At 45.4% G+C, this 21,937-nt stretch carries 6 protein-coding genes, 10 tRNA genes, 6 rRNA genes and 2 pseudogenes; all 24 read left to right on the top strand.

Translation table 11 applies throughout. The features are described 5' to 3' along the window. The first annotated feature begins 18 nt into the window (after positions 1-18). On the top strand, positions 19-1,020 hold the full coding sequence (dusB, locus tag RCG17_RS13615) for a tRNA dihydrouridine synthase DusB (RefSeq protein WP_308175633.1): 1,002 nt from the start codon (positions 19-21) through the stop codon (positions 1,018-1,020). Positions 1,021-1,306: 286 nt separating this feature from the next. Further along, positions 1,307-2,791 carry a lysine--tRNA ligase gene (lysS, locus tag RCG17_RS13620; protein ID WP_308175634.1) on the top strand — a complete coding sequence of 495 codons (1,485 nt, stop codon included), beginning with the start codon at positions 1,307-1,309 and terminating at the stop codon, positions 2,789-2,791. Positions 2,792-3,120: 329 nt separating this feature from the next. Continuing rightward, a 16S ribosomal RNA gene (locus RCG17_RS13625) occupies positions 3,121-4,669 on the top strand. Between the two features lie 196 nt (positions 4,670-4,865). Next, positions 4,866-7,802 (top strand): 23S ribosomal RNA (locus RCG17_RS13630). A gap of 73 nt (positions 7,803-7,875) precedes the next feature. Beyond that, a 5S ribosomal RNA gene (gene rrf / locus RCG17_RS13635) occupies positions 7,876-7,992 on the top strand. Between the two features lie 9 nt (positions 7,993-8,001). Beyond that, a tRNA-Val gene (locus RCG17_RS13640) sits at positions 8,002-8,077 on the top strand. A gap of 9 nt (positions 8,078-8,086) precedes the next feature. Continuing rightward, positions 8,087-8,162 (top strand) — tRNA-Thr (locus RCG17_RS13645). Positions 8,163-8,188: 26 nt separating this feature from the next. Next, positions 8,189-8,261, top strand: a tRNA-Lys gene (locus RCG17_RS13650). Between the two features lie 170 nt (positions 8,262-8,431). Beyond that, a tRNA-Lys gene (locus tag RCG17_RS13655) sits at positions 8,432-8,507 on the top strand. Positions 8,508-8,520: 13 nt separating this feature from the next. Next, a tRNA-Leu gene (locus tag RCG17_RS13660) sits at positions 8,521-8,605 on the top strand. Positions 8,606-8,617: 12 nt separating this feature from the next. Next, positions 8,618-8,689 (top strand) — tRNA-Gly (locus RCG17_RS13665). An 8-nt stretch (positions 8,690-8,697) separates the two neighbouring features. Continuing rightward, positions 8,698-8,786 (top strand) — tRNA-Leu (locus RCG17_RS13670). A 14-nt stretch (positions 8,787-8,800) separates the two neighbouring features. Beyond that, positions 8,801-8,877, top strand: a tRNA-Arg gene (locus RCG17_RS13675). 8 nt (positions 8,878-8,885) lie between these two features. After that, positions 8,886-8,962 (top strand) — tRNA-Pro (locus RCG17_RS13680). A 26-nt stretch (positions 8,963-8,988) separates the two neighbouring features. Beyond that, positions 8,989-9,064, top strand: a tRNA-Ala gene (locus RCG17_RS13685). 176 nt (positions 9,065-9,240) lie between these two features. Then, a 16S ribosomal RNA gene (locus RCG17_RS13690) occupies positions 9,241-10,789 on the top strand. Positions 10,790-10,985: 196 nt separating this feature from the next. Next, positions 10,986-13,920: ribosomal RNA gene (locus RCG17_RS13695) — 23S ribosomal RNA — on the top strand. Between the two features lie 73 nt (positions 13,921-13,993). Continuing rightward, a 5S ribosomal RNA gene (rrf, locus tag RCG17_RS13700) occupies positions 13,994-14,110 on the top strand. Together the 16S, 23S and 5S rRNA genes with 10 tRNA genes alongside form the textbook arrangement of a ribosomal RNA operon. 701 nt (positions 14,111-14,811) lie before the next feature. Beyond that, a complete protein-coding gene (locus RCG17_RS13705; protein WP_308175635.1) occupies positions 14,812-15,273 on the top strand; it encodes a CtsR family transcriptional regulator in 462 nt (153 codons plus the stop codon). A 21-nt stretch (positions 15,274-15,294) separates the two neighbouring features. Beyond that, positions 15,295-15,843 carry a protein-arginine kinase activator protein McsA gene (locus RCG17_RS13710; RefSeq protein ID WP_308175636.1) on the top strand — a complete coding sequence of 183 codons (549 nt, stop codon included), beginning with the start codon at positions 15,295-15,297 and terminating at the stop codon, positions 15,841-15,843. Position 15,844: 1 nt separating this feature from the next. After that, positions 15,845-16,928: pseudogene (locus tag RCG17_RS13715) on the top strand (protein arginine kinase). Positions 16,929-16,931: 3 nt separating this feature from the next. Then, the gene (clpC, locus tag RCG17_RS13720) at positions 16,932-19,376 is read left to right on the top strand and encodes an ATP-dependent protease ATP-binding subunit ClpC (protein WP_308175637.1); all 2,445 of its coding nucleotides are present in this window, start codon (positions 16,932-16,934) and stop codon (positions 19,374-19,376) included. Positions 19,377-19,468: 92 nt separating this feature from the next. Next, a pseudogene (gene radA / locus RCG17_RS13725) lies at positions 19,469-20,850 on the top strand (DNA repair protein RadA). A gap of 3 nt (positions 20,851-20,853) precedes the next feature. After that, on the top strand, positions 20,854-21,927 hold the full coding sequence (gene disA / locus RCG17_RS13730) for a DNA integrity scanning diadenylate cyclase DisA (RefSeq protein ID WP_308175638.1): 1,074 nt from the start codon (positions 20,854-20,856) through the stop codon (positions 21,925-21,927). Positions 21,928-21,937: the final 10 nt, after the last annotated feature.

Raw genomic sequence — 21,937 nt, forward strand, 5'->3', positions numbered from 1 at the left:
AACTAGGAGGTTTATTTCGTGTTAAAGATCGGTAATATTACGATGAAAAACCCGGTTGTTTTGGCACCAATGGCCGGTGTTTGCAACGCAGCATTTCGTCTAACTGTTAAAGAATTTGGTGCCGGACTTGTTTGTGCTGAAATGGTCAGTGACAAAGGCATTGTTTTAAAAAATGAAAAAACAATGAATATGCTTTATATTGATGATCGTGAAAAACCGCTAAGCCTGCAAATTTTCGGTGGTGAAAAAGAAACGCTTGTTGAAGCAGCGCAATTCGTTGATCGGAATACGAATGCTGATATCATTGACATAAATATGGGCTGCCCTGTTCCGAAAATCACAAAATGTGATGCAGGTGCAAAATGGCTCTTGGACCCTGATAAAATCTATGAAATGGTTGCCAGTGTTGTCGATGCAGTTGAAAAACCTGTTACAGTAAAAATGAGGATGGGCTGGGACGAACAACATATTTTTGCAGTAAAAAATGCGCAAGCAGTGGAACGAGCTGGAGGGAAAGCTGTTGCTTTACATGGCCGGACACGTGTTCAAATGTATGAAGGAAAATCGAATTGGGATATCATCCGTGAAGTAAAACAATCCGTTAACATTCCAATCATCGGGAACGGTGATGTTCAGACACCGCAGGATGCTAAAAGAATGCTTGATGAAACAGGCTGTGATGGCGTTATGATTGGCAGAGCAGCTTTAGGTAATCCGTGGATGATTTACCGCACAGTACAATACCTTGAAACAGGAAAACTAATGGGAGAACCTTCTGTTCGTGAAAAAATGGATGTCTGTATTCTTCATTTAGACCGTTTAATCGCACTAAAAGATGAGTATATCGCAGTACGTGAAATGCGCAAACATGCAGCATGGTACTTAAAAGGTATTCACGGCAATGCAAGAGTGCGTAATTTAATCAATGAAATAAACACCAGAGAAGATCTAGTTACACTATTAAATCAACTAGTCCTTAATTTGGAAGGTGATGAAGAAGACCAGGCTATTGTAGGTTAATTCGGCACGCCTGCGCTTTGAGTGGAAATCAATAGACAAGTTTAACACAATGATTAAATAAGATAAAAAAGAGTAGAATTTGACTTTTAGAATACCTTTTTCTATAATACCTGTGTTAAAGATGAAGACTGCCAGTGGAAATACTGGCAGTTTTTATATATATTTATACATTTTTAATGTCTGTTTCCTTAAGTTTGTGTAAAATAGTAAAGTATGTATATAAATTAGATAGCTGTTCAACATTGCTATTTACATATTGAGATGAAAATAATTGGAGTGATAAATCATGAGTCAAGAAGAATTAAATGATCAATTTCTCGTCAGACGTGAAAAAATGAATCAATTGCGTGAGGATGGAATTGACCCATTTGGTAAACGGTTTGAAAGAACAAATCTCGCAATGGAAATAATAGAAGAATATAACGACCTGGAGAAAGAAGAGCTTGAGGCAAAAAATATTTCAGTTACACTTGCTGGAAGGATTATGACAAAGCGCGGAAAAGGAAAAGCAGGATTTGCTCATATTCAAGACTTATCAGGTCAGGTGCAAATTTATGTAAGAAAGGATGCAGTTGGGGAAGAACGGTATAAAGTTTTCACTTCTGCGGATTTAGGCGATATTGTCGGTGTTACTGGGGTGTTATTTAGAACCCAAACAGGAGAATTATCAATTAAAGTAAAAGACTTTGTTTTCTTAACAAAAGCACTACGTCCATTACCAGACAAATTTCATGGCTTAAAGGATGTTGAGCAGCGATACCGCCAACGTTATTTAGACTTAATTATGAGTCAAGAAAGCAAGGAAACATTTATTACACGCAGTAAAATTATTCAGTCAATGCGTCGCTATTTAGATGATCATGGATATTTAGAAGTTGAAACACCTATGATGCACGCTATTGCCGGAGGTGCAGCAGCTCGTCCGTTTATCACCCATCATAATGCACTTGATATGCCTCTCTTTATGCGTATAGCCATTGAACTTCATTTGAAACGATTAATTGTCGGTGGACTTGAAAAAGTATATGAAATTGGCCGCGTATTTCGGAATGAAGGTGTTTCAACAAGGCATAATCCTGAATTTACGATGATTGAGCTTTATGAAGCATATGCTGACTTTAGAGACATTATGAGTCTTACTGAAAATTTAATTGCTCATATCGCTCAAGAAGTACTTGGTACAACACAAATTAAGTATGGTGAATATGATGTTGACCTTCAACCTGAGTGGAAAAGACTGCATATGGTTGATGCGATTAAAGAATATACTGGTGTAGACTTCTGGAAAGAGATGAGTGTAGAAGAAGCCCGCCAACTTGCTAAAGAAAATGGCGTTGGAATTACAGAACATATGCAATATGGTCATATCGTTAATGAATTCTTTGAACAAAAAGTAGAAGAAAAATTAATTCAGCCAACATTTATTTATGGACATCCAGTTGAAATCTCACCTCTTGCAAAGAAAAATGAAGAGGATCCAAGATTTACTGATCGTTTTGAGCTCTTTATTGTTGCGCGTGAGCATGCTAACGCATTTACAGAATTAAACGATCCTATCGATCAGAGAGAGCGTTTTGAAGCGCAATTGAAAGAACGTGAACAAGGTAACGATGAAGCACATATGATGGACGAGGATTTTGTCGAAGCACTTGAGTACGGAATGCCACCAACAGGCGGATTAGGAATTGGCATTGACCGTCTGGTTATGCTATTAACAAATTCGCCATCCATTCGTGATGTATTGTTATTCCCACTAATGCGTCTTCGTTAAGACGATCTAAGGCACCGAGTTTCTCGGTGCCTTTATTAATCAAAACAGCTTTAGTGAGGGTTATAAGTAAATTTGTCGAAAAAAGTGATAAAAGCTATTGCGTATATCAAATAATAGTGATATAGTATTAAATGTTGCTGCAAGACAGCAAAAATAAATATTAAAAAGTTATTGACAACACGTTAACAACTTGGTAATATTATAAAGTCGTCTTTGAGTGATGATGATATTGTTCTTTGAAAACTAAACAAACAAAAACGTCAACAATAAAAATATAGTGAAGCGAGTCTTCACTAGCCAACGTAACATTTATGAGCTAACTCATACTCTTATCGGAGAGTTTGATCCTGGCTCAGGACGAACGCTGGCGGCGTGCCTAATACATGCAAGTCGAGCGAATCATTAGGAGCTTGCTCCTGATGGTTAGCGGCGGACGGGTGAGTAACACGTGGGCAACCTGCCTGTAAGACTGGGATAACACCGGAAGTCGGTGCTAATACCGGATAATTCTTCACCTCTCATGAGGTGAAGCTGAAAGTCGGTTTCGGCTGACACTTACAGATGGGCCCGCGGCGCATTAGCTAGTTGGTGAGGTAACGGCTCACCAAGGCGACGATGCGTAGCCGACCTGAGAGGGTGATCGGCCACACTGGGACTGAGACACGGCCCAGACTCCTACGGGAGGCAGCAGTAGGGAATCTTCCGCAATGGACGAAAGTCTGACGGAGCAACGCCGCGTGAGTGATGAAGGCCTTCGGGTCGTAAAACTCTGTTGTTAGGGAAGAACAAGTATCGGAGTAACTGACGGTACCTTGACGGTACCTAACCAGAAAGCCACGGCTAACTACGTGCCAGCAGCCGCGGTAATACGTAGGTGGCAAGCGTTGTCCGGAATTATTGGGCGTAAAGCGCGCGCAGGCGGTCCTTTAAGTCTGATGTGAAAGCCCACGGCTCAACCGTGGAGGGTCATTGGAAACTGGGGGACTTGAGTGCAGAAGAGGAAAGCGGAATTCCACGTGTAGCGGTGAAATGCGTAGAGATGTGGAGGAACACCAGTGGCGAAGGCGGCTTTCTGGTCTGTAACTGACGCTGAGGCGCGAAAGCGTGGGGAGCAAACAGGATTAGATACCCTGGTAGTCCACGCCGTAAACGATGAGTGCTAAGTGTTAGAGGGTTTCCGCCCTTTAGTGCTGCAGCTAACGCATTAAGCACTCCGCCTGGGGAGTACGGCCGCAAGGCTGAAACTCAAAGGAATTGACGGGGGCCCGCACAAGCGGTGGAGCATGTGGTTTAATTCGAAGCAACGCGAAGAACCTTACCAGGTCTTGACATCCTCTGACACTCCTAGAGATAGGACGTTCCCCTTCGGGGGACAGAGTGACAGGTGGTGCATGGTTGTCGTCAGCTCGTGTCGTGAGATGTTGGGTTAAGTCCCGCAACGAGCGCAACCCTTGATCTTAGTTGCCAGCATTTAGTTGGGCACTCTAAGGTGACTGCCGGTGACAAACCGGAGGAAGGTGGGGATGACGTCAAATCATCATGCCCCTTATGACCTGGGCTACACACGTGCTACAATGGATGGTACAAAGGGCAGCGAAGCCGCGAGGTGGAGCCAATCCCATAAAACCATTCTCAGTTCGGATTGTAGGCTGCAACTCGCCTACATGAAGCCGGAATCGCTAGTAATCGCGGATCAGCATGCCGCGGTGAATACGTTCCCGGGCCTTGTACACACCGCCCGTCACACCACGAGAGTTTGTAACACCCGAAGTCGGTGGGGTAACCGTAAGGAGCCAGCCGCCTAAGGTGGGACAGATGATTGGGGTGAAGTCGTAACAAGGTAGCCGTATCGGAAGGTGCGGCTGGATCACCTCCTTTCTAAGGAAAATGTCCTAACGGACATCACAGATTGTTTGACGGATTTTGTTTGTTTAGTTTTGAGGGAATAATTCTCTCAAAGTTTATTTTTGTTCCTTGAAAACTAGATAATCGTATAAGAAGAAGTCAAGAAAGAACCGAGTAATCGCCATTTTAGTTTTCTCTCTTATTTAATTAAGAAGAAAAAAACCTTTTAGGTTAAGTTAGAAAGGGCGCACGGTGGATGCCTTGGCACTAGGAGCCGATGAAGGACGGTACTAACACCGATATGCTTCGGGGAGCTGTAAGTAAGCTTTGATCCTGAGATTTCCGAATGGGGGAACCCACTGCTCGTAATGGAGTAGTATCTTTATCTGAATACATAGGATAATGAAGGCAGACCCTGGGAACTGAAACATCTAAGTACCCGGAGGAAGAGAAAGCAATTGCGATTCCCTAAGTAGCGGCGAGCGAAATGGGAACAGCCCAAACCGAAAGGCTTGCCTTTCGGGGTTGTAGGACACTCTACATGGAGTTACAAAGGAACGGGGTAAATGAAGCGATCTGGAAAGGTCCGTCATAGAAGGTAAAAACCCTGTAGTTGAAACTTCGTTCCCTCCTGAGTGGATCCTGAGTACGGCCGGACACGTGAAATCCGGCTGGAAGCTGGGAGGACCATCTCCCAAGGCTAAATACTCCCTAGTGACCGATAGTGAACCAGTACCGTGAGGGAAAGGTGAAAAGCACCCCGGAAGGGGAGTGAAACAGTTCCTGAAACCGTGTGCCTACAAGTAGTCAAAGCCCTTTTATGGGTAATGGCGTGCCTTTTGTAGAATGAACCGGCGAGTTACGATCCCATGCAAGGTTAAGTTGATGAAACGGAGCCGCAGCGAAAGCGAGTCTGAATAGGGCGATTTTAGTATGTGGTCGTAGACCCGAAACCAGGTGATCTACCCATGTCCAGGGTGAAGGTAGGGTAACACCTACTGGAGGCCCGAACCGACGCACGTTGAAAAGTGCGCGGATGAGGTGTGGGTAGCGGAGAAATTCCAATCGAACTTGGAGATAGCTGGTTCTCTCCGAAATAGCTTTAGGGCTAGCCTCACGTTGTAAGAGTCTTGGAGGTAGAGCACTGTTTGGACTAGGGGCCCTCATCGGGTTACCGAATTCAGACAAACTCCGAATGCCAAAGACTTATCCGTGGGAGTCAGACTGCGAGTGATAAGATCCGTAGTCAAAAGGGAAACAGCCCAGACCACCAGCTAAGGTCCCAAAGTATACGTTAAGTGGAAAAGGATGTGGAGTTGCTTAGACAACCAGGATGTTGGCTCAGAAGCAGCCACCATTTAAAGAGTGCGTAATAGCTCACTGGTCGAGTGACTCTGCGCCGAAAATGTACCTGGGCTAAACGTATCACCGAAGCTGTGGGTGGACACCATTAGGTGTCCGCGGTAGGAGAGCGTTCTAAGGGCGTTGAAGCTAGACCGTAAGGACTGGTGGAGCGCTTAGAAGTGAGAATGCCGGTATGAGTAGCGAAAGATGAGTGAGAATCTCATCCACCGAATGCCTAAGGTTTCCTGAGGAAGGCTCGTCCGCTCAGGGTTAGTCGGGACCTAAGCCGAGGCCGAAAGGCGTAGGCGATGGATAACAGGTTGATATTCCTGTACCACCTCTTTATCGTTTGAGCAACGGGGGGACGCAGGAGGATAGGGTAAGCGCACTGCTGGATATGTGCGTGTAAGCAGTTAGGCTGGTGAATAGGAAAATCCGTTCACCGCAAAGGCTGAGCTGTGATGCCGAGGGAAATATAGTACCGAAGTTCCTGATTCCACACTGCCAAGAAAAGCCTCTAGCGAGATAAAAGGTGCCCGTACCGCAAACCGACACAGGTAGGCGAGGAGAGAATCCTAAGGTGAGCGAGAGAACTCTCGTTAAGGAACTCGGCAAAATGACCCCGTAACTTCGGGAGAAGGGGTGCTCTTTGGGGTTAATCGCCCTGAAGAGCCGCAGTGAATAGGTCCAGGCGACTGTTTAGCAAAAACACAGGTCTCTGCGAAGCCGCAAGGCGAAGTATAGGGGCTGACGCCTGCCCGGTGCTGGAAGGTTAAGAGGAGGGGTTAGCGCAAGCGAAGCTCTGAATCGAAGCCCCAGTAAACGGCGGCCGTAACTATAACGGTCCTAAGGTAGCGAAATTCCTTGTCGGGTAAGTTCCGACCCGCACGAAAGGCGTAACGATCTGGACACTGTCTCAACGAGAGACTCGGTGAAATTATAGTACCTGTGAAGATGCAGGTTACCCGCGACAGGACGGAAAGACCCCATGGAGCTTTACTGTAGCCTGATATTGAATTTTGGTACAGCTTGTACAGGATAGGTAGGAGCCTTTGAAGCCGGAGCGCCAGCTTCGGTGGAGGCATTGGTGGGATACTACCCTGGCTGTATTGAAATTCTAACCCGCACCCCTTATCGGGGTGGGAGACAGTGTCAGGTGGGCAGTTTGACTGGGGCGGTCGCCTCCTAAAGAGTAACGGAGGCGCCCAAAGGTTCCCTCAGAATGGTTGGAAATCATTCGCAGAGTGTAAAGGCACAAGGGAGCTTGACTGCGAGACCTACAAGTCGAGCAGGGACGAAAGTCGGGCTTAGTGATCCGGTGGTTCCGCATGGAAGGGCCATCGCTCAACGGATAAAAGCTACCCTGGGGATAACAGGCTTATCTCCCCCAAGAGTCCACATCGACGGGGAGGTTTGGCACCTCGATGTCGGCTCATCGCATCCTGGGGCTGTAGTCGGTCCCAAGGGTTGGGCTGTTCGCCCATTAAAGCGGTACGCGAGCTGGGTTCAGAACGTCGTGAGACAGTTCGGTCCCTATCCGTCGTGGGCGCAGGAAATTTGAGAGGAGCTGTCCTTAGTACGAGAGGACCGGGATGGACGCACCGCTGGTGTACCAGTTGTCTTGCCAAAGGCATCGCTGGGTAGCTATGTGCGGACGGGATAAGTGCTGAAAGCATCTAAGCATGAAGCCCCCCTCGAGATGAGATTTCCCATAGCGTCAAGCTAGTAAGATCCCTGAAAGATGATCAGGTTGATAGGTCAGAGGTGGAAGCGCGGTGACGTGTGGAGCTGACTGATACTAATCGATCGAGGACTTAACCAATAGTAATGATTATTCGTTCTTTACACTTCTTCTGATTATCTAGTTTTGAGGGAATAAACCTCAATTCAATAAGTCTGGTAATAATGGCGAGAAGGTCACACCCGTTCCCATACCGAACACGGAAGTTAAGCTTCTCAGCGCCGATGGTAGTTGGGACGAAAGTCCCTGTGAGAGTAGGACGTTGCCAGGCTTTTATTTTGGAGGATTAGCTCAGCTGGGAGAGCATCTGCCTTACAAGCAGAGGGTCGGCGGTTCGATCCCGTCATCCTCCACCATATTTTTTTGCCGGCCTAGCTCAATTGGTAGAGCAACTGACTTGTAATCAGTAGGTTGGGGGTTCAAGTCCTCTGGCCGGCACCACCTTTTCAACCCATCAGTTGAAAGTAGGGCCATTAGCTTAGTTGGTAGAGCATCTGACTCTTAATCAGAGGGTCGAAGGTTCGAATCCTTCATGGCCCATACGTAGATGCGGGTTGGAATATTATTTATTTTTACGAGCCATTAGCTCAGTCGGTAGAGCAGATTGCTTACTCCATTGAATAAGCTTCTGCGGCAATCTGCGAGAAAAATCGGGAGATTTTTTGAGCATCTGACTACGAAATAAAAGATTAGTGAATGATTTTTAGTATGAGCCATTAGCTCAGTCGGTAGAGCATCTGACTTTTAATCAGAGGGTCGAAGGTTCGAGTCCTTCATGGCTCACCATTCATGTTAATATGCGGGTGTGGCGGAATTGGCAGACGCACCAGACTTAGGATCTGGCGCCGCAAGGCGTGGGGGTTCGACTCCCTTCACCCGCACCATTTAAATAATTTGCGGAAGTAGTTCAGTGGTAGAACATCACCTTGCCAAGGTGGGGGTCGCGGGTTCGAATCCCGTCTTCCGCTTCAATATTGCCGGGGTGGCGGAACTGGCAGACGCACAGGACTTAAAATCCTGCGGTAGGTGACTACCGTACCGGTTCGATTCCGGTCCTCGGCACCATTTTTAAAAGATATGCGCCAGTAGCTCAATTGGATAGAGCGTCTGACTACGGATCAGAAGGTTATGGGTTCGACTCCTTTCTGGCGCGCCAATCTTTAACGGGAAGTAGCTCAGCTTGGTAGAGCACTTGGTTTGGGACCAAGGGGTCGCAGGTTCGAATCCTGTCTTCCCGACCATTAACAACATATTATAAATTATATTTGGGGGATTAGCTCAGCTGGGAGAGCGCCTGCTTTGCACGCAGGAGGTCAGCGGTTCGATCCCGCTATCCTCCACCAAATAGTTTTAAAATATAATTGACAAATGTTTTTGAGTTTGTTATTATATAAAGGTTGCTTCAAGCAACAGTAATATTGTTCTTTGAAAACTAAACAAACAAAAACGTCAACAATAAAAATATAGTGAAGCAAGCCTTCACTAGCCAACGTAACATTTATGAGCTAACTCATACTCTTTAATGGAGAGTTTGATCCTGGCTCAGGACGAACGCTGGCGGCGTGCCTAATACATGCAAGTCGAGCGAATCATTAGGAGCTTGCTCCTGATGGTTAGCGGCGGACGGGTGAGTAACACGTGGGCAACCTGCCTGTAAGACTGGGATAACACCGGAAGTCGGTGCTAATACCGGATAATTCTTCACCTCTCATGAGGTGAAGCTGAAAGTCGGTTTCGGCTGACACTTACAGATGGGCCCGCGGCGCATTAGCTAGTTGGTGAGGTAACGGCTCACCAAGGCGACGATGCGTAGCCGACCTGAGAGGGTGATCGGCCACACTGGGACTGAGACACGGCCCAGACTCCTACGGGAGGCAGCAGTAGGGAATCTTCCGCAATGGACGAAAGTCTGACGGAGCAACGCCGCGTGAGTGATGAAGGCCTTCGGGTCGTAAAACTCTGTTGTTAGGGAAGAACAAGTATCGGAGTAACTGACGGTACCTTGACGGTACCTAACCAGAAAGCCACGGCTAACTACGTGCCAGCAGCCGCGGTAATACGTAGGTGGCAAGCGTTGTCCGGAATTATTGGGCGTAAAGCGCGCGCAGGCGGTCCTTTAAGTCTGATGTGAAAGCCCACGGCTCAACCGTGGAGGGTCATTGGAAACTGGGGGACTTGAGTGCAGAAGAGGAAAGCGGAATTCCACGTGTAGCGGTGAAATGCGTAGAGATGTGGAGGAACACCAGTGGCGAAGGCGGCTTTCTGGTCTGTAACTGACGCTGAGGCGCGAAAGCGTGGGGAGCAAACAGGATTAGATACCCTGGTAGTCCACGCCGTAAACGATGAGTGCTAAGTGTTAGAGGGTTTCCGCCCTTTAGTGCTGCAGCTAACGCATTAAGCACTCCGCCTGGGGAGTACGGCCGCAAGGCTGAAACTCAAAGGAATTGACGGGGGCCCGCACAAGCGGTGGAGCATGTGGTTTAATTCGAAGCAACGCGAAGAACCTTACCAGGTCTTGACATCCTCTGACACTCCTAGAGATAGGACGTTCCCCTTCGGGGGACAGAGTGACAGGTGGTGCATGGTTGTCGTCAGCTCGTGTCGTGAGATGTTGGGTTAAGTCCCGCAACGAGCGCAACCCTTGATCTTAGTTGCCAGCATTTAGTTGGGCACTCTAAGGTGACTGCCGGTGACAAACCGGAGGAAGGTGGGGATGACGTCAAATCATCATGCCCCTTATGACCTGGGCTACACACGTGCTACAATGGATGGTACAAAGGGCAGCGAAGCCGCGAGGTGGAGCCAATCCCATAAAACCATTCTCAGTTCGGATTGTAGGCTGCAACTCGCCTACATGAAGCCGGAATCGCTAGTAATCGCGGATCAGCATGCCGCGGTGAATACGTTCCCGGGCCTTGTACACACCGCCCGTCACACCACGAGAGTTTGTAACACCCGAAGTCGGTGGGGTAACCGTAAGGAGCCAGCCGCCTAAGGTGGGACAGATGATTGGGGTGAAGTCGTAACAAGGTAGCCGTATCGGAAGGTGCGGCTGGATCACCTCCTTTCTAAGGAAAATGTCCTAACGGACATCACAGATTGTTTGACGGATTTTGTTTGTTTAGTTTTGAGGGAATAATTCTCTCAAAGTTTATTTTTGTTCCTTGAAAACTAGATAATCGTATAAGAAGAAGTCAAGAAAGAACCGAGTAATCGCCATTTTAGTTTTCTCTCTTATTTAATTAAGAAGAAAAAAACCTTTTAGGTTAAGTTAGAAAGGGCGCACGGTGGATGCCTTGGCACTAGGAGCCGATGAAGGACGGTACTAACACCGATATGCTTCGGGGAGCTGTAAGTAAGCTTTGATCCGGAGATTTCCGAATGGGGGAACCCACTGCTCGTAATGGAGTAGTATCTTTATCTGAATACATAGGATAATGAAGGCAGACCCGGGGAACTGAAACATCTAAGTACCCGGAGGAAGAGAAAGCAATTGCGATTCCCTAAGTAGCGGCGAGCGAAATGGGAACAGCCCAAACCGAAAGGCTTGCCTTTCGGGGTTGTAGGACACTCTACATGGAGTTACAAAGGAACGGGGTAAATGAAGCGATCTGGAAAGGTCCGTCATAGAAGGTAAAAACCCTGTAGTTGAAACTTCGTTCCCTCCTGAGTGGATCCTGAGTACGGCCGGACACGTGAAATCCGGTCGGAAGCTGGGAGGACCATCTCCCAAGGCTAAATACTCCCTAGTGACCGATAGTGAACCAGTACCGTGAGGGAAAGGTGAAAAGCACCCGGAAGGGGAGTGAAACAGTTCCTGAAACCGTGTGCCTACAAGTAGTCAAAGCCCTTTTATGGGTAATGGCGTGCCTTTTGTAGAATAACCGGCGAGTTACGATCCCATGCAAGGTTAAGTTGATGAAACGGAGCCGCAGCGAAAGCGAGTCTGAATAGGGCGATTTTAGTATGTGGTCGTAGACCCGAAACCAGGTGATCTACCCATGTCCAGGGTGAAGGTAGGGTAACACCTACTGGAGGCCCGAACCGACGCACGTTGAAAAGTGCGCGGATGAGGTGTGGGTAGCGGAGAAATTCCAATCGAACTTGGAGATAGCTGGTTCTCTCCGAAATAGCTTTAGGGCTAGCCTCACGTTGTAAGAGTCTTGGAGGTAGAGCACTGTTTGGACTAGGGGCCCTCATCGGGTTACCGAATTCAGACAAACTCCGAATGCCAAAGACTTATCCGTGGGAGTCAGACTGCGAGTGATAAGATCCGTAGTCAAAAGGGAAACAGCCCAGACCACCAGCTAAGGTCCCAAAGTATACGTTAAGTGGAAAAGGATGTGGAGTTGCTTAGACAACCAGGATGTTGGCTCAGAAGCAGCCACCATTTAAAGAGTGCGTAATAGCTCACTGGTCGAGTGACTCTGCGCCGAAAATGTACCGGGGCTAAACGTATCACCGAAGCTGTGGGTGGACACCATTAGGTGTCCGCGGTAGGAGAGCGTTCTAAGGGCGTTGAAGCTAGACCGTAAGGACTGGTGGAGCGCTTAGAAGTGAGAATGCCGGTATGAGTAGCGAAAGATGAGTGAGAATCTCATCCACCGAATGCCTAAGGTTTCCTGAGGAAGGCTCGTCCGCTCAGGGTTAGTCGGGACCTAAGCCGAGGCCGAAAGGCGTAGGCGATGGATAACAGGTTGATATTCCTGTACCACCTCTTTATCGTTTGAGCAACGGGGGGACGCAGGAGGATAGGGTAAGCGCACTGCTGGATATGTGCGTGTAAGCAGTTAGGCTGGTGAATAGGAAAATCCGTTCACCGCAAAGGCTGAGCTGTGATGCCGAGGGAAATATAGTACCGAAGTTCCTGATTCCACACTGCCAAGAAAAGCCTCTAGCGAGATAAAAGGTGCCCGTACCGCAAACCGACACAGGTAGGCGAGGAGAGAATCCTAAGGTGAGCGAGAGAACTCTCGTTAAGGAACTCGGCAAAATGACCCCGTAACTTCGGGAGAAGGGGTGCTCTTTGGGGTTAATCGCCCTGAAGAGCCGCAGTGAATAGGTCCAGGCGACTGTTTAGCAAAAACACAGGTCTCTGCGAAGCCGCAAGGCGAAGTATAGGGGCTGACGCCTGCCCGGTGCTGGAAGGTTAAGAGGAGGGGTTAGCGCAAGCGAAGCTCTGAATCGAAGCCCCAGTAAACGGCGGCCGTAACTATAACGGTCCTAAGGTAGCGAAATTCCTTGTCGGGTAAGTTCCGACCCGCACGAAAGGCGTAACGATCTGGACACTGTCTCAACGAGAGACTCGGTGAAATTATAGTACCTGTGAAGATGCAGGTTACCCGCGACAGGACGGAAAGACCCCATGGAGCTTTACTGTAGCCTGATATTGAATTTTGGTACAGCTTGTACAGGATAGGTAGGAGCCTTTGAAGCCGGAGCGCCAGCTTCGGTGGAGGCATTGGTGGGATACTACCCTGGCTGTATTGAAATTCTAACCCGCACCCCTTATCGGGGTGGGAGACAGTGTCAGGTGGGCAGTTTGACTGGGGCGGTCGCCTCCTAAAGAGTAACGGAGGCGCCCAAAGGTTCCCTCAGAATGGTTGGAAATCATTCGCAGAGTGTAAAGGCACAAGGGAGCTTGACTGCGAGACCTACAAGTCGAGCAGGGACGAAAGTCGGGCTTAGTGATCCGGTGGTTCCGCATGGAAGGGCCATCGCTCAACGGATAAAAGCTACCCTGGGGATAACAGGCTTATCTCCCCCAAGAGTCCACATCGACGGGGAGGTTTGGCACCTCGATGTCGGCTCATCGCATCCTGGGGCTGTAGTCGGTCCCAAGGGTTGGGCTGTTCGCCCATTAAAGCGGTACGCGAGCTGGGTTCAGAACGTCGTGAGACAGTTCGGTCCCTATCCGTCGTGGGCGCAGGAAATTTGAGAGGAGCTGTCCTTAGTACGAGAGGACCGGGATGGACGCACCGCTGGTGTACCAGTTGTCTTGCCAAAGGCATCGCTGGGTAGCTATGTGCGGACGGGATAAGTGCTGAAAGCATCTAAGCATGAAGCCCCCCTCGAGATGAGATTTCCCATAGCGTCAAGCTAGTAAGATCCCTGAAAGATGATCAGGTTGATAGGTCAGAGGTGGAAGCGCGGTGACGTGTGGAGCTGACTGATACTAATCGATCGAGGACTTAACCAATAGTAATGATTATTCGTTCTTTACACTTCTTCTGATTATCTAGTTTTGAGGGAATAAACCTCAATTCAATAAGTCTGGTAATAATGGCGAGAAGGTCACACCCGTTCCCATACCGAACACGGAAGTTAAGCTTCTCAGCGCCGATGGTAGTTGGGACGAAAGTCCCTGTGAGAGTAGGACGTTGCCAGGCACAAAGAAGACAACCTGATGGGTTGTCTTTTTGTATAATAAGATACAATTTTGCATAACGGTCTATAGTTGTTTGATACGATATTATATCCGTAAACTTTGCACTTATATCCGAACATTTCTTGATATATCCGCAAACTTACAACCTTTTTCTGAACTCTCCGATATATCCGTAAACTTTGCACTTATATCCGAACATTTCTTGATATATCCGCAAACTTACAACCTTTTTCTGAACTCCCCGATATATCCGTAAACTTTGCACTTATATCCGAACATTTCTTGATATATCCGTAAACTTACAACCTTTTTCTGAACTCCCCGATATATCCGTAAACTTTGCACTTATATCCGAACATTTCTTGATATATCCGTAACTTATCATCTTTTATCTGAACTCCCCGATATATTCGGAACTCACCCCACCTTTTCCGAACAAATCTCTCATATATCCGTAACCTTTAGTCAGTTATCCGTATCTAAAACTATCTTTAATTTCTAGATGATATATTCGGAAAAATAGACGTTTCCCCACGATCTTTTATTTTTTCTCATTAAAGAGTTAAAAAGATTGAAAAAATTAATGTTTCACAATGGCGAGATTTGGAGAAAATATTACAGTAGCATTTCGTTGCAACTAAACATATACTTCATGTATAATTTATGTCAAATATAGTCAAAGTCAGATTGGGGGGTGGTTAGATGAGAAACATCTCCGATATAATAGAAAGCTACTTAAAGCATGTTTTAGAATTGAGCGAAGAGGACCTCGTTGAAATCAAACGCAGTGAAGTTGCAGACAAGTTCCAATGCGTACCATCACAAATAAATTACGTCATTAACACAAGGTTTACCGTAGAAAGAGGATACATTGTAGAAAGCAAGCGTGGCGGCGGCGGATATATTCGGATTATGAAAGTTGAATCTCATGATGCCGCACACCTAATCGACCATTTATTGTCACTTTTACAAAACAGGATAAGTCAATCAAGTGCCGAAGATATAATATACAGACTTGTCCATGAGGAGATCATCACAAACCGAGAAGCAAAAATTATGTTAAGTGTGATTGACCGATCTGTTTTATATATTGATCTTCCATACCGTGATGAATTACGCTCAAGAATGCTAAAGGCAATGTTAACTTCTTTACGATATAAATAAAGCAGCAGGAGAGGTGAATTTATGATTTGCCAAGAATGTAATCAAAGGCCGGCTACACTGCATTTCACAAAAATTATCAATGGTGAAAAAACCGAGGTACACCTTTGTGAGAAGTGTGCACAAGAAAAAGGCGAAATGTTTATGTTCAGTGGGGAATCTGGTTTTACTTTCAATAACCTATTAGCTGGGCTTCTAAACATTGATACTTCGTTTAAGCAAAAAAACAAAAATACATTTCAGCGAGAGGAAATCCTTCAATGTGATCGCTGTGGAATGACGTTTCCTCAGTTCGTAAAAATAGGACGTATTGGATGTTCTCACTGCTATGATACTTTTAAAGATGAATTGAAACCTGTACTGAAACGCTTGCACAGTGGTAATTGGACCCATAACGGTAAAATTCCAAAGCGTAGTGGCGGGGGAATTCAATTAAGAAAGAGAATTGAAGATTTAAAAAGTGAGCTGAAAAATTCAATTATCCAGGAGGAATTTGAAAAAGCAGCATACCTTAGAGACGAAATTCGTTCCCTTGAACAGGATTTAACGGAAAACCAAGAGGGAGGGAAATAACGTGTCATTAGAGCAGTTTTTAAATAATGCGATTAGCCCTTGGATGAGTAAGGAAGGACCGGATTCTGATATTGTACTAAGCTTCTCGGATTCGGTTAGCTCGAAACTTTGAAGATTATAAATTTCCTACTTTGTTTACACCAGAAGAAGCTAGAGAGATTGTTAGGAAGATGGAAGATATAATTTTCTCTTCCGAATTTAATCAGTATGGATCAATGGAATTATTAAAAATAGAAGAAATGCAGCCGCTGCAAAAACGGGTATTGGTTGAAAAGCACTTGATCAGCCCGCAGCTTTCAGAAGAATCCCCATATGGCGCTTGCTTGTTAACTGAAAATGAAGAAGTCAGTATTATGATTAATGAAGAGGACCATGTTCGCATCCAGTGCCTTTTCCCGGGTTTGCAATTATCAGAAGCACTTAACGCTGCCAACGAGGTTGATGATTGGCTTGAAGGAAATACCCAATTTGCATTTTCTGAGAAGTGTGGATATTTAACAAGTTGTCCAACGAATGTAGGAACAGGTCTCCGTGCTTCCGTTATGATGCATCTTCCAGGATTAATTTTAACACAGCAAATTAATCGAATTATACCGGCAATTAACCAATTAGGATTAGTTGTTAGAGGAATTTATGGGGAAGGTAGCGAAGCATTAGGTAACCTTTTTCAAATTTCTAATCAAATCACCCTTGGAAAATCCGAGTATGACATTGTTGAAGATTTGAAGAGTGTGGTACATCAATTGATTTCCCAAGAAAGGTCTGCCCGAGAAGCATTACGAAAGACTTCTAACATAGAATTAGAAGATAGGGTGTTTCGGTCCTTGGGAACTTTGGGAAATTGCCGAATTATTGAATCAAAAGAAGCAGCACGATGTTTATCAGATGTTCGGCTAGGAATTGATATGGGTTATATTAAAAATATTTCTAAAAATATTTTAAATGAATTAATGATCTTAACGCAGCCAGGCTTTTTACAGCAGTATGCCGGTGGTCCATTAAGGCCAAATGAACGGGATATTAGAAGAGCAGCACTTATTAGGGAACGTCTCAAAATGGAAAAGAGAAAAGGCGAGGAGGAATAGACGATGATGTTTGGCCGATTTACTGAGAGAGCACAAAAGGTTTTGGCTTTAGCACAAGAGGAAGCAATTCGTATAGGACATAATAATATTGGAACAGAGCATATTTTATTAGGTTTAGTTCGCGAAGGCGAAGGGATTGCAGCAAAGGCATTGTTTGGGCTTGGTTTAGGTGCAGAAAAGATTCAACAGGAAGTTGAAAACTTAATTGGGAAAGGCCAAGAGTCAACGCAGACCATTCATTATACTCCAAGAGCAAAAAAGGTTATTGAACTATCAATGGACGAAGCTAGAAAACTTGGTCACTCTTACGTTGGGACAGAGCATATTCTGCTTGGTTTAATTCGCGAAGGTGAAGGAGTTGCCGCAAGAGTTTTAAATAACCTGGGTGTCAGCCTCAATAAGGCACGTCAGCAAGTACTTCAATTATTAGGAAGCAATGAGTCAAGCGGGCATCAAGGGGGAGCATCAACCAATGCCAACACGCCTACCCTAGATAGCCTAGCAAGAGACTTAACAGCAATTGCCAGAGAGGGTACACTTGATCCGGTTATTGGACGAAGCAAAGAGATTCAACGTGTCATTGAAGTCTTGAGCCGCCGAACAAAAAATAACCCAGTATTGATTGGTGAGCCTGGAGTTGGTAAAACAGCAATTGCCGAAGGCCTTGCCCAGCAAATTGTTCATAATGAAGTGCCCGAGATTCTCCGTGATAAGCGTGTGATGACGCTTGATATGGGAACTGTCGTAGCGGGTACAAAATACCGTGGTGAATTTGAAGACCGCTTAAAGAAAGTAATGGATGAAATTCGCCAGGCAGGAAATATTATTTTATTCATTGATGAGCTTCACACTTTAATTGGTGCCGGTGGAGCAGAAGGTGCGATCGATGCTTCTAATATCTTAAAACCATCACTTGCCCGTGGAGAATTGCAGTGTATTGGGGCCACGACTCTTGATGAATATCGTAAATATATCGAAAAAGATGCTGCTTTAGAGCGACGCTTCCAGCCAATCCGTGTCGATGAACCAACACTGGAAGAGTCCATTCAAATATTAAAGGGTTTAAGAGATCGCTATGAAGCACACCACCGTGTTTCAATCAACGATGCTGCAATTGACGCAGCTGTCAAGCTTTCAGATCGTTATATTTCCGATCGGTTCTTGCCGGATAAAGCCATTGACTTAATTGATGAGGCAGGTTCGAAAGTACGTCTTCGTTCCTATACAACACCGCCTAATTTAAAGGAATTGGAAATTAAGCTTGAGGAAGTTCGCAAGGAAAAGGATGCATCCGTACAGAGTCAGGAATTTGAAAAAGCTGCCTCTTTAAGGGATACAGAGCAGCGCCTGCGTGAACAGCTGGAAGAAACGAAGAAAAATTGGAAGGCACAGCAAGGCAAAGAGAACAGTGAAGTTACCGTTGAGGATATTGCCAGTGTCGTTTCCAGTTGGACGGGTATTCCAGTATCCAAGCTGGCACAAACTGAAACAGAGAAACTATTGAATCTTGAAGAAATCCTTCATTCTCGGGTTATTGGTCAAGAAGAAGCTGTTAAGGCGGTATCAAAAGCAGTCCGCCGTGCCCGTGCTGGATTAAAAGATCCAAAACGTCCAATTGGTTCATTTGTATTTTTAGGACCAACAGGGGTAGGAAAAACAGAGCTGGCTCGTGCACTTGCAGAAGCCATGTTCGGTGATGAGGATGCAATGATTCGGATCGATATGTCTGAATATATGGAAAAGCATTCAACATCCAGACTTGTAGGATCGCCTCCAGGATATGTAGGTTATGAGGAAGGCGGACAATTAACAGAAAAAGTGCGTAGAAAACCTTACTCTGTTATCTTGCTTGATGAAATTGAAAAGGCACATCCAGATGTGTTTAATATCCTCTTGCAGGTTCTTGAAGATGGACGCTTAACGGACTCAAAAGGAAGAACCGTTGACTTCCGTAACACAGTGTTGATCATGACATCCAATGTTGGTGCACAGGCACTGAAGAAGAACAAGTATGTAGGCTTTAACATTCAAGATAGCACGGATCAGGATTACAAAGATATGAAGGGTAAAGTCATGGAAGAATTGAAGAAGGCCTTCCGTCCTGAATTCTTAAACCGTATTGATGAAATAATTGTTTTCCATGCTTTAGAGAAAAAGCATCTTCAGGAAATTGTAACATTGTTGTCAGATCAGTTGGTAAAACGCCTAAAAGAACAAGATATCGCCTTGGAATTAACCGAGTCAGCTAAAGAAAAAATTTCAAAAGAAGGTTATGATCCTGAATATGGGGCACGTCCATTGCGCCGTGCGATTCAAAAACATATTGAAGATCGCCTTTCTGAAGAATTACTAAGGGGTACATTGCTAACAGGGCAGCATGTTATCATTGATGTAGTAGATGATGAATTTAAAGTAAGAACGGCCGAAAAAACCAGCCTGGCAAAATAGGTTTTTGGAAAAATGAATGGAGGTACACGTAAATAACGTTAATCGTGTACCTCTTTTTTTAATGGAAAATCTCGTAGGGGGAGGTGGGAACAATGGCAAAAAGGAAGACAAAGTTTATATGCCAAGAGTGCGGCTATGAGTCTCCAAAATGGATGGGAAAATGCCCTGGCTGCGGCGTATGGAATAAAATGGTGGAGGAAGTAGAAGTAACGGGAACATCTCGAAGAGGGGCCTTTGCTCATTCGCAGGGAGGTCCAATGATTGCATCCAAGCCGACTCCAATCACGTCGATTGAAACGGCCAGTGAACCGCGAATTCTTACTGACCTCAAAGAACTTAATCGAGTTCTGGGGGGAGGTGTAGTCAGAGGTTCCCTTGTTCTAATTGGCGGTGACCCTGGTATTGGAAAGTCAACTCTTTTACTGCAGGTTTCTTCCCAGTTGGCGCATAAAGGTAACCAGGTATTATATATTTCAGGGGAAGAATCATTACGGCAGACAAAGCTTCGGGCTGACAGACTTGGCGTAATGTCAGAAAATCTCCTTGTTTATTCAGAAACAAATCTCGAGGAAATTAATCGAACAATTGATGGGACAAATCCTGACTTTGTTATTATTGATTCCATCCAAACGATTTTTCATCCAGATGTTACTTCTGCCCCGGGAAGTGTGTCACAGGTTCGGGAGTGTACCGCAGAATTAATGAGGATTGGAAAAACAAAAGGAATTGCTGTCTTTATCGTGGGCCACGTTACAAAGGAGGGCTCGATCGCAGGACCACGATTGCTTGAACATATGGTTGATACTGTCCTTTACTTTGAAGGAGAACGACATCATACATATCGGATTTTAAGAGCGGTTAAAAGCCGGTTCGGGTCAACAAATGAAATGGGAATTTTTGAAATGAAAGAAATGGGTCTTGAAGAAGTCGAAAATCCATCGGAAATTTTTCTTGAGGAAAGATCTCGGGGGGCTGCTGGCTCTACCGTTTGTGCCTCCATGGAGGGAACAAGACCTGTTTTAGTAGAAATTCAAGCATTGATTTCGCCTACCAGTTTTGGAAATCCAAGAAGGATGGCGACGGGTATTGATCATAACAGGGTACCACTCTTGATGGCGGTATTGGAAAAGCGGGTTGGTATGCTTTTGCAAAACCAAGACGCTTATTTGAAGGTAGCCGGCGGGTAAAGTTAGATGAACCTGCCATTGACCTTGCCATTGCCGTCAGCATTGCCTCAAGCTTCCGTGATAAATCGACAAGACCGACAGACTGCGTTATTGGAGAAGTCGGATTGACTGGAGAAGTTAGACGTGTCTCGAGAATTGAACAGCGTGTTCAGGAAGCAGCTAAACTTGGTTTTGAACGAGTGATCCTGCCTGCCAACAACTTAGGCGGATGGAAGGGTCCACAGGGAATTGAGTTAATCGGCGTTTCATCTGTGAGTGAGGCATTAGTGGCAACTTTAGGAGGATAGTGAATGGACAATAAACGGTCGAGTGAGCAAACGGTGATGGAGGTACTAAAGTTTATTGCTCCTGGCACTCCCATTCGCGAGGGAATTGATAATGTATTGAGGGCAAATACTGGCGGACTCATTGTCGTGGGCTACAATGAAAAAGTGAGAAGTATCGTAGATGGCGGATTTGAAATCAACTGTTCTTTTACGCCCAGCTATTTATATGAATTGGCAAAAATGGATGGAGCTATCATTTTGAATGAATTGGGCAATAAAATATTATATGCGAATGCCCATCTTGCTCCAGACCCAGGAGTACCATCATCTGAAACGGGGATGCGTCATCGGACAGCTGAGAGGGTGGCAAAACAAACAAAAGCACTTGTCATCGCAATATCACAAAGAAGGAACATTATTACCTTATATCAAGGGAATCTACGTTATGAGCTAAATGATATTGCTGTGATGCTGGCAAAGGCAAATCAAGCGATTCAAACGCTTGAGAAATATAAAATTGTTTATGAACAAGGCGTGGTTAATCTAAGTGTTTTGGAGTTTGAGGAATCTGTTACCTATATTGATTTCTTGCAGGTGCTTCGTCGCTTTGAAATGGTTTTAAAAATAAAAAAAGAGCTATTGGCCTATCTGAGTGAACTGGGAATGGAAGGACGACTGATACGCCTACAAATGAATGAGATCTTAAAAGAGTTAGAAGAATCAGCAGAGCTAATCATTAAGGATTATGCATATGATCGGGACGTAAAGGCACGAGATATATTTTTAAAACTGCAAATGATGGTTAATATTGACCCATTAGAAGATGCTAGTTTGTTAAAAGTAATGGGTTACCAGGGCTATGTTCATCTTGATGAATTTAAGTGCCCGCGCGGATATCGGATTCTTCATAAAATTCCCCGTCTCCCACTTGTGATCATTGAAAATTTAATTAATCGTTTTGGGGAACTTCCAAAGATTGTTGCTGCTTCAGTTGAGGAATTAGATGAAGTGGAAGGAATTGGGGAAGTCAGAGCTCGTAAAATTAAAGAGGGATTCAAGCTAATCAAAGAACGGCTCGTTACAGAACGGCACATGTAAAAAAACAAAT

This window comes from Neobacillus sp. PS3-12 (assembly GCF_030915385.1).
In the GTDB taxonomy this organism is placed as follows: domain Bacteria; phylum Bacillota; class Bacilli; order Bacillales; family Cytobacillaceae; genus JAEVLT01.

Excerpts from the sequence above, each read along its gene's own strand:
- RCG17_RS13705 (WP_308175635.1), top strand. The coding sequence starts at position 14,812 with ATGAGAAACATCTCCGATATAATAGAAAGCTACTTAAAGCATGTTTTA.
- clpC (WP_308175637.1), top strand. The coding sequence starts at position 16,932 with ATGATGTTTGGCCGATTTACTGAGAGAGCACAAAAGGTTTTGGCTTTA.
- disA (WP_308175638.1), top strand. The coding sequence starts at position 20,854 with ATGGACAATAAACGGTCGAGTGAGCAAACGGTGATGGAGGTACTAAAG.
- RCG17_RS13710 (WP_308175636.1), top strand. The coding sequence starts at position 15,295 with ATGATTTGCCAAGAATGTAATCAAAGGCCGGCTACACTGCATTTCACA.
- lysS (WP_308175634.1), top strand. The coding sequence starts at position 1,307 with ATGAGTCAAGAAGAATTAAATGATCAATTTCTCGTCAGACGTGAAAAA.